Here is a 12,377-nt window from a genome sequence, read left to right as displayed (position 1 = left end):
AGGGTCGGAGGAACTGTCCTGTCGTTCACCTGAATCCTTTTCACGTTGTCTGCACGCCGGACGTCCGCCGGCGCCAAGGGCGGCCCGCGATCGCTACGGCAGGCGCCAGTCGACCGGCTGGGCGCCCTGCTGCTCCAGGAGCGCGTTGGCCCGCGAGAACGGCCTGGAGCCGAAGAATCCGCTGCGCGCCGACAGCGGTGACGGGTGCGCGCTCTCGACCACGGGGACGTCGCCCAGCCACGCCTTGAGGTTGCGCGCCTTCGCGCCCCACAGGATCGCCACGAGGGGCCCGCCACGGGCCACCAGCGCGCGGATCGCGGCCTCCGTGACCTCCTCCCAACCCTTGCCCGCGTGCGAGTCCGAGGAGCCGGGGCGGCAGGTCAGCGTCCTGTTCAGCAGCATGACGCCCTGGTCGGCCCAGGGCCGGAGGTCGCCGTTCGACGGGAGCGGCAGGCCGAGGTCTTCCTGCAGCTCCTTGTAGATGTTGACCAGCGAGCGCGGGACCGGCCGCACGTCCGGCTGGACCGAGAAGGACAGGCCCATCGCGTGCCCCGGCGTCGGGTACGGGTCCTGGCCCACGATCAGCACGCGCACGTCCGCGAGCGGACGCTTGAACGCGGCGAGCACGTTCTCCCCCGCCGGGACGTAGGTGCGCCCCTCGGCGACCTCGGCTCGGAGGAAGTCGCCCATCGCATGGATGCGGGGCTCGACGTCGGCCAGCGCCTCGGCCCAGTCCGGCGCGATGACCTGCGACAACGGGGGCCGGCCAGCGGCATCGGCGGCGTCGGCAGGGGGTGTCGGGTTCACGATGGTCTCCACGCTCAGGAGGTTACCGGGACACACTGACAGCGACCGTCTGTGCTGCCCGACACACCCACTTGTGACGACTCTTCACCGCGTTGGCGCAACAATGAGGACCGTGAGCGCGACGACCCCAGAACCGGAAGGCCCCTCCACGACCCCCACCGCGACCGCCCCCGTCCGCTGGACGCGGTACATCGCCATGGGCGACTCCTTCTCGGAGGGCCTGTGGGACCCCTATCCCGACGCCCCGGACGTGCAGCGCGGCTGGGCTGACAACCTGGCAGCCGCGCTCTCCGCCCGCCGCATCGCGGCAGGCGAGGCGCCGCTGGAGTACGCGAACCTCGCGATCCGGGGCCGCAAGCTGCGCCCGATCGTCGCCGAGCAGCTCGGGGTCACCCTCGACGCCCAGCCGGACCTCGTCTCGCTGGTCGCGGGCGGCAACGACATCCTGCGGGCCACGGCCGACATCGACGCGATCTCGGCCGCGCTGGAGGACGCCGTCGCCACGCTCCGCGCCACCGGCGCCGACGTGCTGATGGGCACCGGCTTCAAGGCAGGCGCCGCCCTGAGCTGGACCAACGGCCGCGTGGGCATCTTCAACGCGAACGTCTGGTCGATCGCCCGGCGCCACGACGCGCACGTGGTGGACCTGTGGGGCATGCGCTCCCTGGCCGACCTTCGCCTCTGGTCCTCCGACCGCATCCACCTCACCCCCGAGGGGCACCAGCGGGTGGCGAACGCCGCGCTGGTCGCGCTCGGCCTCGAGCCGGACGACGCCGCCTACGACGTGCCCCTCGACGCCGCACCGCCCGTGGCCTTCCGCGAGACGGCGCGTGCCAACGCCGCCTGGATGCGCCAGCACGTGGGCCCGTGGGTCAAGCGGCGCCTGACGGGTACCTCCAGCGGTGACGGGCGTTCCGCCAAGTGGCCGACGCCGGGGGCCTGGCCGCGCGCGTAGCGCCCTGCGCGGCCCTACACTTCGAGGGTGAATCTCAGAGGCTCCCCGGTGCTCGCGCCGGGGAGCCTCTGACGTCTCCGCACCCCACTCCCACCCGGGAAACTTAACATTCTAGATGGTACATTTACAACCATGACGATGAGTCCTCCGCTGAGCGCGGGCACGTCCCGGCTGAGCACCGGACGGCGCTGGACCCTTCTGGTCACCGTCGGCACCGGCCTGCTGCTGATCACGCTGGACAACTCGATCCTGTACACGGCGCTGCCGACCCTCACGCGCGAGCTCGACGCGAGCTGGAGCGAGAGCCTGTGGATCATCAACGCCTACCCGCTGGTGATGACCGGGCTCCTGCTCGGCTCGGGCACGCTGGGCGACCGGTTCGGGCACCGGCTGATGTTCGTGTCCGGACTGGTGGTGTTCGGGCTCGCCTCCTTCCTGGCCGCGACAGCGCCCACCCCCGAGGTGCTGATCGCCGCGCGCGGGCTGCTCGCCGTCGGCGCCGCCGCGATGATGCCGGCCACGCTGGCCCTGATCCGGGTGGCCTTCGTCAACGAGCGCGAGCGCAACATCGCCATCAGCGTGTGGGGCAGCCTGTCCGTCGTCGGCGGCACCCTGGGGCCGATCGTCGGCGGTGCGCTGCTGGAGCACTTCGCCTGGGGCTCGATCTTCCTGATCAACGTGCCTGTGGTGCTGCTGGCCGTGATCGTCGGCCTCGCCGTCGCCCCGGAGGACGACCCGCACCCCGCGACCCGGTGGGACTTCGTCTCGTCGGTCCAGGCCCTGGTCACGCTGGTGGGGCTCGTGGTCCTGATCAAGGAGGTGACCCGCGCCGACCGTTCCGGGACCGTCGTCCTCGGCGCGGCGGCCGTGACCGTCGTGGGCTGGTGGGTCTTCGTCCGCCGGCAGCGGCGGCTGCCGTTCCCGCTGCTCGACCTGGCGATCTTCCGCAACGCCGCCTTCTCGTCCGGGGTGCTGGCGGCGGCGATCGCCATGTTCGCCATGGGCGGGCTGCAGCTCGCCACGACACAGCGGTTCCAGCTCGTGGCCGGGTTCACCCCGCTGGAGTCCGGGCTCCTGGTGGCCGCGATCGCCCTCGGCTCGCTGCCGTCCTCGCTCCTGGCCGGGGCGTTCCTCCACGTGGTGGGCCTGCGGGTGCTGATCGGCGGCGGCCTCGCCGTGGGCGCCGTCGGCGTGGCGGGGACGCTGTACGGCGTGCAGCACGGGACCGAGTGGCTGCTGCTCGCCGGCCTGCTCGTCACGGGCCTCGGGCTGGGGGCGGCGATGTCGGTGGCCTCCACGGCGATCATCGGGAACGTGCCCGCCCGCCGGGCCGGCATGGGCTCCTCCGTGGAGGAGGTCTCCTACGAGTTCGGCAGCCTGGCCGCCGTGGCCCTGCTCGGCTCGCTGCTGACCACCATCTACACCGCGACGGTCCGCCTGCCCGACGGCGCCCCCGTCGAGGCGGGCCGGTCGATGTCCGACGCCGTGACCGCCCCGGGCACCGGCCCCGAGGTACTGGCCGCCGCGTCGCAGGCCTTCGGGAACAGCTACTTCGTGGTCATGGTGGTCTGTGCCGCGGTCCTGGCGCTCGGCGCTATCGTCACCACAGTGCTGCTCCGCGCCTACGGGCCGGGATCGGCATCCTCCGCCTACGGTTCGGGTCACTGAACCGCACCGACCGCGACGCCCCGCAGGAGACCCCGTGCGACCGAGCAACCGCGACCGCATCCTCGAATCCGCCGTGCGCCTGGTCCAGCGCGAGGGCGTCACGGCGGTGACGTTCGACTCAGTGGCGGCCGAGGCAGAGCTGACGCGCGGCGGGATCATGTACCACTTCCCCTCCCGCGAGGGCCTGCTCGTGGCCATCCACGAGCACCTGGCCGCGCGGTGGGAGGCCACCCTGGAGGCCGACGCCGGCCGCCCGGTCGACCAGCTCACCCCCGACGAGCGGCTGGCCGCCTACATCCGAGTGAGCGCCCAGTCCGCGACCCGGGCGGAGCTGCAGCTCATGCTGGAGGCCGCGACCCGTCCGGAGTGGGCGGGCCCGTGGAGCGAGGTGCTGGAGCGGTGGGCCCCCGTGCCCGCCGACGCCGAGGCCGACCCCGCCTCGATGTCCCTGCTGGTGGCCCGCCTCGCCGCCGACGGGCTGTGGATGTTCGAGTCGCTCACCTACCGGTCGATGCCCGACACCCAGCGCCGCGTCGTCGCCGAGCACCTGGTGCGCGCCGTCGCGGGGGCTCCCGGAGCCTGAGAACGTTTAGCGGTCTCCCGCGAGATCGGTCGGTTGTCTCGACATCGGTCCGTTGACAGACCGATCTCAAGGCATCCGACCGAATCAGTCTGTCCCGTTCGGGGCGCTCTCGACGCGGGCCAGCAACCCGTCCAGGAAGCCGCGGGCCTCGGCGACGGCCCGGTCGGGATCCCCCTCGGCGACAGCGTCGACCAGGCCCTCGTGGCCGATCTCGGGCACGTGCTCCGCACCGGGCGTGATGGTGGACGTCGCGGCGACGCTCGCCGTGACGACCTCCGTCAGTCCGAGGTAGAGCTCCGTGAGCAGCCCGTTGTGCCCGGCCCGGACGACCGCCCGGTGGAACTCGGCGTCCGTCCGCGCGAAGTGCTCCCAGCGGCCCTCGTCACGTTCGCTCGCGCGCCGGGCGAGCAGGGCGCGCAGCTCGGCGACGTCGTCCTCCGTCCGCTCCGTGGCGGCGAGCCGGGCGCCCTCGACCTCGAGGGTGCGCCGCACCTGGAGCACCTCCCGGAGCTCGGAGCCCGCAAGCCGGCGGATCGCGCCGGAGACCTCGCTCGTGGCACGCACATACGTGCCGTCACCCTGACGGACCTCCAGCAGGCCGGTGTGCGCGAGCGCGCGCACCGCCTCCCGGACGGTGTTACGGCCGACGCCGAGCTGCTCGCCGAGCTCGGGTTCGGTGGGGATGCGCTCGCCCACGGGCCACTCGCCCTGCCGGACCGCGGTCCGGAGCTGCTCGATGACCTGGTCGACAAGGCCGGCCCGGTGGGTGGTGGCCAACGGCACAGCGGATTCCTTTCATCCAATCATCCTACGTATGCCAGAGTAGCGGTCATGCGCGTCCACCACCATGAATCCGGCCTCGAACCCGAGCTGAACGGCGCCGTGGAGACGCGGACGCCCGGTGTGGTCGCCGCCGGCGTGCTGCTCGCGATCGCCGTGGTGCTCGTCGCCCTCAACCTGCGCCCGGCCATCACCGGCGTCGGCCCGATGCTCGAGGAGATGAGCCTCGACCTGGGTGTCTCCGCGATCTGGGCGGGTGTGCTCACGACGCTGCCGACGCTGTGCTTCGCCGGCGCGGGCCTCGTCGCGCCCCTGCTCGCCCGCCGGGCCGGGATCGGCGCCGCCATCGCGATCGCGCTGACCACGCTTGCCGCCGGGCTCGTGCTGCGCGTGCTCGACGGTCCGGTCGTCGTGCTCGGCGGCACGCTGGTCGCCACCGCCGGGATCGCCCTGGTCAACGTACTGATCCCGGTGGTCATCAAGGACTCCTTCCCGGCGCGCATCGGCGTCATGACGGGCATCTACACCGCGGCCCTGCAGGGCGGCGGCGCGCTCGGGTCCGCGGTGACGCCGCAGCTCGGCGACGCGTTCGGCGGCTGGCGCCCGGCGCTGGGCGCCTGGGCGGTGCTGGCCGTCGTCGCGCTGCTGGTGTGGCTCGTCGCCGCCCGGGGCACCGGCCGGACGCCGCGGCACGCCGGGATCGTCGACGGCGGCCGCTCGCTGCTGCGCAACCGCCTGGCCTGGATCGTCACCGGCTTCTTCGGCCTCCAGGCCTTCTACGCCTACGCCGCCATGGGCTGGTTCCCGCAGGTCCTGATGGACGCCGGCGTGCCGCGCTCCGAGGCCGGGCTGCTGATGGGCCTCGTCTCGGTGGTCGCCGTGCCGATCAGCCTGTTCGTCGCCCCGCTGGCCGCGCGCGGACGCGGGCAGGGCGGGTGGATCATCACGCTCAGCGTCCTGGGCGTCGCCGGGACGGCCGGGCTCATGCTGGCCCCGGCCTGGTCGCCGCTGCTGTGGAGCCTGCTGGCCGGACTCGGGATGAGCGTGTTCTCCCTCGCCCTGACCGTGATCGCGCTGCGCGCGCGGACGGGCGCCGACACCGCCCGTCTGTCCGGGATGGCGCAGGGCTTCGGGTACCTCTTCGCCGCGCTCGGGCCGTTCCTGTTCGGCCTGCTGCACGACGTCACCGGCGCCTGGGCCGTCCCGCTGGCCATGCTCCTGGGCGTGCTGCTGGCGCAGATGGTCCTCGGTGCGCTCGCCGGCCGGCGCCGGTTCGTCTGACCCTGGGCGAGCAAGGCCCGGGATCGTTGAGATCCCGGGCCTCTGGAGCCGCCTGTCGGGTTCGAACCGACGACCTTCCGCTTACCGGACGGTCGTTCCCGTCGGATAACCGCCGGGTCTCAACCGTTGCCAATCAGTGCAGCGGCTAGGCCAACGCCAGTGCTGTAGAGATACGTACACGCTCGTTGGTTGCCGCTCATTCCGCCGGATAACCGCCGGGAACCATGCCACGGCAGCAGCGCAGACGCGCGGTCGATGTCACACACCGCGGATACGTTCGTCTCATGACCCTCGTAGACCTGACAGACCCGGAAGCCGTGAACAAGGCGATCGCGGAGTTCGACGCGCTCGGACGAGATGCGTTCCTCGCCAAGCACGGCTTCAAGCCCGCCAGGGACTATTTCATCGTGGTCGACGGCAAGCGGTACGACTCGAAGGCCATCACGGGTGTGGCCCACCAGTACCAGACCGGCGTTCTCATGACGCCTGACATGTTCTCAGGCGGAGAGAGCACAGTGGCGACCCGCCTCAACAACCTCGGCTTCGAGGTCACCCGTCCCACGATGCCTCCGAACTGGTCCGTGGATGAGTTGATGCTGGCTCTCGACTTCTACCTACTTGTCCGTGAACAGGGCCGCGGCGGCTTCGCTGCGAAGGTCGCCGCCCTCAGCGAAGAGCTGCGCTCGCTCCGAGTCTTTCCGGAGGCGGTCAGGTCGAACCCCGCGTTCCGCAACGCTTCGAGCGTGTCGCTCAAACTCGACAATTTCTCCTCGATCGACCCGGCACACGAAGGCCGGGGCATGGAGCACGGAGGGGCAGGAGACGCCAGGGTCTGGGACGCGTGGGCACACCGGCCCGACGAGCTCGCACAGGCCGTCGCCCTGATCCGCGCCCGCGGCGAGACTGACGACGCGCCCGAGGAGACCGGTGAGGATGAGGAGTACGGGGCACTAGAGGGCCGAATCCTGTTCCGTGAGCACCGTCGCCGCGAACGTGACCGGACACTCGTAACCAAGAAGAAGCAGAGCGTCTTCAAGAAGACAGGCCGTCTCGCCTGCGAGGTGTGCGACTTCGAGTCCTCCGAGGCATACGGCGTCGACGGCGTCATCGACGTTCACCACATCGTCCCGCTGCACAAGATCGGCGAGAGCGTCACCACCATGAAGGACCTAGCCCTGGTCTGCCCCACCTGCCACCGGGTGCTGCACAAGCACCAGCCGATCATCACTCCCGCTGTACTGCGGCAGAAGCGGACCGCGACTGATCCGGATCAGTCTGGCGCCTCATTGCACTAGAGCCCACGGCCTTCTCATTACGAGAACGTCCCGGGGCGCTGTGGGCCGGATTCTCCGCCTCGTTCCGCGTGCATGCCGTGCGATCGGACCAGGTGAGCGTTAGTCGGGGGGTACGCGGGGGGAACGCGGATTCGTGGCTGTCATCGCGGGTCTGTGACCTCACTATGCTCCTGCTTCGGGGTCCCTGTTCCTCCGTCATCCGTTGGCGCGGGGCACGTCTCGGACATCGGTTCTGTCGCCGGTGCAACAGGTCCCGCTCAACGAGCGTCGGTGCGGTGGCCTGCTCGGGTGGCGGGACCTGTTGCACTGGCGGCGGGTTCGATGCCAGGGTCCCGGTCAAGTCAATGGATGACGGAGGAACAGGGGCACCGCGGCTCCCTCGATCCTCTTGATTCCGGCAGGTGCCCGCCGGAGGCGTTAGGGAAGCGTCATTGCTTCAAGGGTGCGGAGGATGCCGACCAGGTGGTTCAGCTCGTGCCAGAGGGCGGGCGCTGGTCCGCTACTGCCGAGATACTCGTGCATGGTCTGGATGTCGTCGTCGAGGTCACCGGCAGTGAGGGTGACTGTGTCGGGGTCCATGGCGTGGAGCTGTTGAGCGGGTACCTGCCAGTAGAGCCCGCCGTCGAGCTCGACCCGATCACCTAGCGACGCTGCGGTGTCATCGAGGATCCGATTGATCGCTTGGCGCAGTTCGTCGATGACGAGTGTCGCGGGAGGCTTCACGAAAGCCAGGGTGGCACAGCCGGTTGCCCATGCCGAAGAACGAGAGAAGACAGTCCCGTCTGCCGGAGTCGGGACCATCTGCGTCATGTCTGGGCCGGTAGGCCGTCGGGGTGCGGTGGGGTGCGCGCAGGGCGCGAAGCGCCCGGAGCACGGGGCCTCATCGCGGGCCCCGCCGGGCTGAACGGTCCAGCGCCCCGGAGGCGCGCCTTGAGCCAGTAAAGAAAGTCCTCACGAGACAGCGCGACACGTTTACGCAAGGGTGCACTGGGCCAAGCCCTCACTGCTACTGTCGGATCGTGTCTGAGACAAGCGTCCGCCGCACTCGGGATATAGACATCGCCAGCCTCCGTCTAGATCCCAAGAATCCTCGCCTTCCAAGTGGGCTTCGAAGCGAGGAACTATCTCAGCACGAGATTGCTCTTCACATTAATCGCGCCTACGACCCCTTGGCTATAGCCGAGTCGATCTCGCGACATAGGTTCTTCGAGAGCGAACCCCTAATTGCAGTCCAAGACGGTGACACGTTCACGGTGGTTGAGGGAAATCGTCGCCTCACTGCCCTCCTCGGGCTCGCCGACCGCGATCTGCGAGAAAAGTTTGCGGAGGAGAACTCTGGATGGAAGCGAATCGACGCGTCGAGCGCACCTACTTCCGTGCCGGTATTGGTTATTGATGACCCAGCAGAAGTCGCGCCACTACTTGGGTTCAGGCATATTTCGGGAATCGAACCGTGGGAGCCTTACGCTCAAGCGCGATTTATCTTCGAAATGGTTGAAACTGGCCTGACCCTCAACGAGGTCGCTGATCTAGTTGGGCGGAAGCCAACCGAAGTAAAGTCGAAATATAGAGATTACGACATTCTTAGGCAGGCTGACCAGCAGTTCGGGATACCTACACAGCGCGCGCGCGACGCTTTTGGCGTGTTCAACAACGCAATGGGGCGGCGCAGTATACGAGACTTCATCTCAGCGCCAGACCCACGTAGCGTTGATCCGGAGTACTGGCCACTGCCAGAGACGGGCGGAAAAAATCTAGGCACGTTGCTAACACTGATATTTGGGCGTTCGAAGGGTGAAGGCAGGGTCATCACCGACTCGCGTCAGCTCGGCGATCTCGCGAAGGTGCTCAGCGACCAGACCGAAGGCGCGCTCAAGGTGCTTCTGGCTACCGGAGACTTGGCGGAAGCGCTCGATGAGGTATCAGAGCCGGAGGAACAGTTCTCGAGAGCGGTGGACCAGTCTCTGAAGGCACTCAGGAAGGCTGCAGCGATTCAGCCGGAACGGTTGAGCGAAGCAGCTAGAGAACGGTTGCAGGAAGCGCAAGAAATCATTCACGCCCTGGTCGCGCTGGAATCGTCCGACGGAGGCGGTGAATGAGCTGGATTGAGCCACCGGCGGATTTTGACCCCTGGTCGCTTGCGGAGTTCATCGAAGCCGAGCTGCTCTTCACGTCTGACGACTACCTATCTCTCACCGAAATCCGCGTGCTTTTTGCAAGTGGTCTGCAGCCGACCGAGGAGGAGCTGGCGTTCGCATTCATGGAGATTGAGCGGCGCAGCCAAAACTGGGGTGAACATTACCCTTTCTTGTCGGACGGCCGGGGGGTGCTGATCGAGCGCAACTCGTCTACTCTCTATGCCTTCCTTCTGTTGATGTCCCTGAAGGGCATGCCAGTGCGTCAGAGCGCTGCCGAAATTCAGCGTTCTGACCCGCTTTTTGACGCGGTCGTCAGAGAGGCGTTCGCCTCACATTTGGGTGGCCAATCAGTTGTGTTCGCATGGCCGTCACGTGGTGATCGCCCAAAGGAATTCCCGGACGCTGTCGAGTGGGTTGCCGGGAAAATGGGTCTGGAACTGCGGAACAAGGGTGCGGTGCCCACTGAGCCGCACGACGCGGGCGTGGATGTCATCGCATGGAAGGCCTTTACGGACAAGCGAACGGGTTTCAATACTTTCCTCGTCCAGAACACGGTTCAGTGGGAGTTTCGCAAGAAGCCAAGGGACGTAATCCCTACTATGTGGTTCGAGTGGATCACATGGACCGCACTGCCATCGGTCGGCTTCGCGATTCCCTTTGCAATGCCGCTAGGTGATCCCTGGTGGAAGTATGTGACGTCCGAAACCACAATTGTGATGGATAGAGGGCGCCTGTTGGAGGCGCTAGATGGGGTGGAACCCACCGGCTGGGCTGAGTGGCAGAGGTTTAATGATTTCGTCTCGGCACAACTGGAGGCGGCGCGGATTCGAGGGGATGCGGCACCAGCTGTTCCGCGCCCCCGCGGTCGGCGAAAGAAGTCCTGAGCTGTGCCGCGTCAGATCGCAAGATCGAGCGGCAGGTCGCTTATGTCTTTGAGCCTTCGGCCGTCGACCATCGAATCAAGTAGTGCGATGTGCTCATCGTCGCCTGACGCGCGGACGGCGGCTTCCAACTCGTACAGCGCGAAGTGGTAGACGGTGTCGAGGTCTCCGGTGCCCAGCGCGAGTGAAGAAATTCGCGACAGGGTCGGCTCACCCGTGACGACCACGATGTGCGGCACTTGCCCCTTGCGGTTCCGGATTAGGTTGAGTGCCTCGGTGCGAGCGTTCTGTGCGCGGTCTGTGCGGATGGTCCACTTGCAAGAGATGACCGCGTGCAGGATCGGGTCTGGCTGGACTGACGACCGAAGGCTCGCATGGGTGGCAACGCTGTCGTCGACTATGGGTGTCGTCGCATTGATCACGGCGTCGCTGACTGGATACCGCGCGACGATGACGTCAGGGGCAACAACGTAGGCATTGCCGAGTGAAGCCCGCAGCATCGGGTTTGTCTTCACCGCGCGATCCAGGTCAGCCAGGTGCCGGTACTGCTCGAACTGAGACACTCCGCTGGGGTTCCGCCCGGTGACCTTGCGAATGTCCCAGGTTCCTGGCCGCAGTTCCGAGAGAGCGGGGAACGAGCTGTTGATGTAGGCAGCCACGGCACCTTCGAATGTGTTGCCCGAGGTCTGGCCGGCTGCGCGCTCGTCGACGGTCTCGGCCCGGAGTTTGTGGGCGATCGACTGTGACCATGTCACAGACCTTGAGTTCTTCCTGTCGGCATTGCTAGGAACGCCGTCTCTGTCGATGGTCAAAGTTCCCGATGCGAGCAGGCTGGCGTGAAACTCGCGACGCTCCCGTGCCAGAAGCACCTGGCTTTCAACGAGCGTCTCTGAGGCCTCGATGGGCCCTGAGCCGAAGACATCGTCGAACGGCGGCTGAGTCATCAGCAAGGTCTCCCTGGATCGCGGTGGTGGGCAGTCGTGGTGCTGTCCGCAAGATACACGCGCGCCTCCATCGTGGTGCTGCGGTTCGGCCCGTTGGGCGCCGCCTTCCCGAGAGGGTGAGGTACGGGGGGCTGGTCCGTGTCTACCGCGCGCTTTGTCTGAAGCCGGCGATACTCACGCCCATGATCGACGTCGAGTCCTTTCCGGAGGATGCATACACCGCCACGGGGACGCTCTTGTGGAAGACAACGGCTGGCGGCAAGCAGCGGGCAGCAGCGTGGCTCTGGTTCAACAAGCGTGAAGGCGACACGTTCACGATGGCAGAACTGCGAGAGGCGCTCGATCCCCTCGAGAACGCGGAGCATCTGAACAGGCGCCTTCGTGAGTTGCGTGACGTCGACTGGGAGCTGCCCACAAACAAGGACGACGCAACGCTAGGGACGGACGAGTACCGCCTGGAGAAGCGAGGCGCGCGCATCTGGTTGAAGTCCGAGAGGCAGAAGTACCAGATTTTCAAGCCGTCAGAGCGCATGCGCCGTCAGGTCTTCGAGCGGGATGGGCGCCGCTGCCAGGAGTGCGGCCTCGCTGATGGCGAGCCCTGGCCCGACGATTCTCGGCGCCGGACGGTCCTGACCGTTGGTCATATGATCCCGCAGAGCCGGCTGAACCGGCAGCGGCGGGATGACAACATCAACAACTGGCGGACTGAATGCAAGCGCTGCAACGAGTCTGTGCGCGACCAGATCCGCGATCCGCACACCTACGAAGAAGCGTTCCCCATGGTTACGCCGATGCCTCGTAAGGACAAGGAGACTCTGCTCTCGTGGCTGGACGCGGGGCACCGCCTGCGGAACCGCCTCGACGAGGTGTACGACATCGTCCGCAAGCTGTCGGAAGCTGACAAGGCGCGGCTGCGCGAATATCTCGAACGAGCGGTCTAGCGACGGATTGACAGGTCTCGACCTGGCGAGCGGGTCGCGTTCACGGCGTCGAGCGGGTTGCTTAGCTCCCACCGAGCGTGAAGAGCTGCGCAAGTACCTTGACA

The 12,377-nt window shown here is 67.5% G+C and carries 12 protein-coding genes; 8 read left to right on the top strand and 4 right to left on the bottom strand.

The annotated features are described in order from the left end of the window. Nucleotides 1–93: 93 nt before the first annotated feature. The gene (locus tag ACH45N_RS22375; protein ID WP_397398624.1) at nt 94–756 is read right to left on the bottom strand and encodes a uracil-DNA glycosylase; all 663 of its coding nucleotides are present in this window, start codon (nt 754–756) and stop codon (nt 94–96) included. A 154-nt stretch (nt 757–910) separates the two neighbouring features. Between ACH45N_RS22375 and ACH45N_RS22370 the strand changes: the two genes are divergently transcribed. The 3 genes from ACH45N_RS22370 (at nt 911) to ACH45N_RS22360 (ending at nt 4,013) form a co-directional block, all read left to right on the top strand. Then, nucleotides 911–1,762 (top strand): SGNH/GDSL hydrolase family protein, encoded by an 852-nt coding sequence (locus tag ACH45N_RS22370; RefSeq protein WP_397398014.1) that lies wholly within the window; start codon nt 911–913, stop codon nt 1,760–1,762. Nucleotides 1,763–1,894: 132 nt separating this feature from the next. Next, on the top strand, nt 1,895–3,430 hold the full coding sequence (locus ACH45N_RS22365; protein ID WP_397398012.1) for an MFS transporter: 1,536 nt from the start codon (nt 1,895–1,897) through the stop codon (nt 3,428–3,430). Nucleotides 3,431–3,464: 34 nt separating this feature from the next. After that, nucleotides 3,465–4,013: a TetR/AcrR family transcriptional regulator gene (locus ACH45N_RS22360; protein ID WP_397398010.1), complete on the top strand. Its 549-nt coding sequence runs from the start codon at nt 3,465–3,467 to the stop codon at nt 4,011–4,013. 84 nt (nt 4,014–4,097) lie between these two features. Here the strand turns inward: ACH45N_RS22360 and ACH45N_RS22355 are convergent, their stop codons facing one another. Then, nucleotides 4,098–4,796 carry a FadR/GntR family transcriptional regulator gene (locus ACH45N_RS22355; protein WP_397398008.1) on the bottom strand — a complete coding sequence of 233 codons (699 nt, stop codon included), beginning with the start codon at nt 4,794–4,796 and terminating at the stop codon, nt 4,098–4,100. A 48-nt stretch (nt 4,797–4,844) separates the two neighbouring features. Here ACH45N_RS22355 and ACH45N_RS22350 point away from each other — a divergent pair, with 48 nt between their 5' ends. After that, nucleotides 4,845–6,074, top strand: coding sequence for a CynX/NimT family MFS transporter (locus tag ACH45N_RS22350; protein WP_397398006.1), 1,230 nt, complete (start codon nt 4,845–4,847; stop codon nt 6,072–6,074). A gap of 284 nt (nt 6,075–6,358) precedes the next feature. Next, nucleotides 6,359–7,369: an HNH endonuclease gene (locus ACH45N_RS22345; RefSeq protein ID WP_397398004.1), complete on the top strand. Its 1,011-nt coding sequence runs from the start codon at nt 6,359–6,361 to the stop codon at nt 7,367–7,369. A gap of 417 nt (nt 7,370–7,786) precedes the next feature. Here ACH45N_RS22345 and ACH45N_RS22340 read toward each other — a convergent pair whose 3' ends face one another. Then, a complete protein-coding gene (locus ACH45N_RS22340) occupies nt 7,787–8,092 on the bottom strand; it encodes a hypothetical protein (protein ID WP_397398002.1) in 306 nt (101 codons plus the stop codon). A 296-nt stretch (nt 8,093–8,388) separates the two neighbouring features. On the opposite strand from ACH45N_RS22340, the gene ACH45N_RS22335 reads away from it, so the two are divergent. Next, nucleotides 8,389–9,468 carry a hypothetical protein gene (locus ACH45N_RS22335; protein WP_397398000.1) on the top strand — a complete coding sequence of 360 codons (1,080 nt, stop codon included), beginning with the start codon at nt 8,389–8,391 and terminating at the stop codon, nt 9,466–9,468. Further along, nucleotides 9,465–10,391 carry a hypothetical protein gene (locus ACH45N_RS22330; protein WP_397397998.1) on the top strand — a complete coding sequence of 309 codons (927 nt, stop codon included), beginning with the start codon at nt 9,465–9,467 and terminating at the stop codon, nt 10,389–10,391. The genes ACH45N_RS22335 and ACH45N_RS22330 overlap by 4 nt, the downstream gene beginning before the upstream one ends. Before the next feature lie 11 nt (nt 10,392–10,402). Here ACH45N_RS22330 and ACH45N_RS22325 read toward each other — a convergent pair whose 3' ends face one another. Beyond that, the gene (locus tag ACH45N_RS22325) at nt 10,403–11,332 is read right to left on the bottom strand and encodes an NgoMIV family type II restriction endonuclease (protein ID WP_397397996.1); all 930 of its coding nucleotides are present in this window, start codon (nt 11,330–11,332) and stop codon (nt 10,403–10,405) included. A gap of 182 nt (nt 11,333–11,514) precedes the next feature. Here ACH45N_RS22325 and ACH45N_RS22320 point away from each other — a divergent pair, with 182 nt between their 5' ends. Further along, nucleotides 11,515–12,273: an HNH endonuclease gene (locus ACH45N_RS22320; RefSeq protein WP_397397994.1), complete on the top strand. Its 759-nt coding sequence runs from the start codon at nt 11,515–11,517 to the stop codon at nt 12,271–12,273. Nucleotides 12,274–12,377: the final 104 nt, after the last annotated feature.

The organism is Promicromonospora sp. NPDC019610 (assembly GCF_044389365.1).
In the GTDB taxonomy this organism is placed as follows: domain Bacteria; phylum Actinomycetota; class Actinomycetes; order Actinomycetales; family Cellulomonadaceae; genus Promicromonospora.
This window is presented reverse-complemented; position numbering and strand designations above follow the sequence as displayed.

Excerpts from the sequence above, each read along its gene's own strand:
- ACH45N_RS22350 (WP_397398006.1), top strand. The coding sequence starts at position 4,845 with ATGCGCGTCCACCACCATGAATCCGGCCTCGAACCCGAGCTGAACGGC.
- ACH45N_RS22320 (WP_397397994.1), top strand. The coding sequence starts at position 11,515 with ATGATCGACGTCGAGTCCTTTCCGGAGGATGCATACACCGCCACGGGG.
- ACH45N_RS22345 (WP_397398004.1), top strand. The coding sequence starts at position 6,359 with ATGACCCTCGTAGACCTGACAGACCCGGAAGCCGTGAACAAGGCGATC.
- ACH45N_RS22370 (WP_397398014.1), top strand. The coding sequence starts at position 911 with ATGAGGACCGTGAGCGCGACGACCCCAGAACCGGAAGGCCCCTCCACG.
- ACH45N_RS22325 (WP_397397996.1), bottom strand. The coding sequence starts at position 11,332 with ATGACTCAGCCGCCGTTCGACGATGTCTTCGGCTCAGGGCCCATCGAG.
- ACH45N_RS22330 (WP_397397998.1), top strand. The coding sequence starts at position 9,465 with ATGAGCTGGATTGAGCCACCGGCGGATTTTGACCCCTGGTCGCTTGCG.
- ACH45N_RS22365 (WP_397398012.1), top strand. The coding sequence starts at position 1,895 with ATGACGATGAGTCCTCCGCTGAGCGCGGGCACGTCCCGGCTGAGCACC.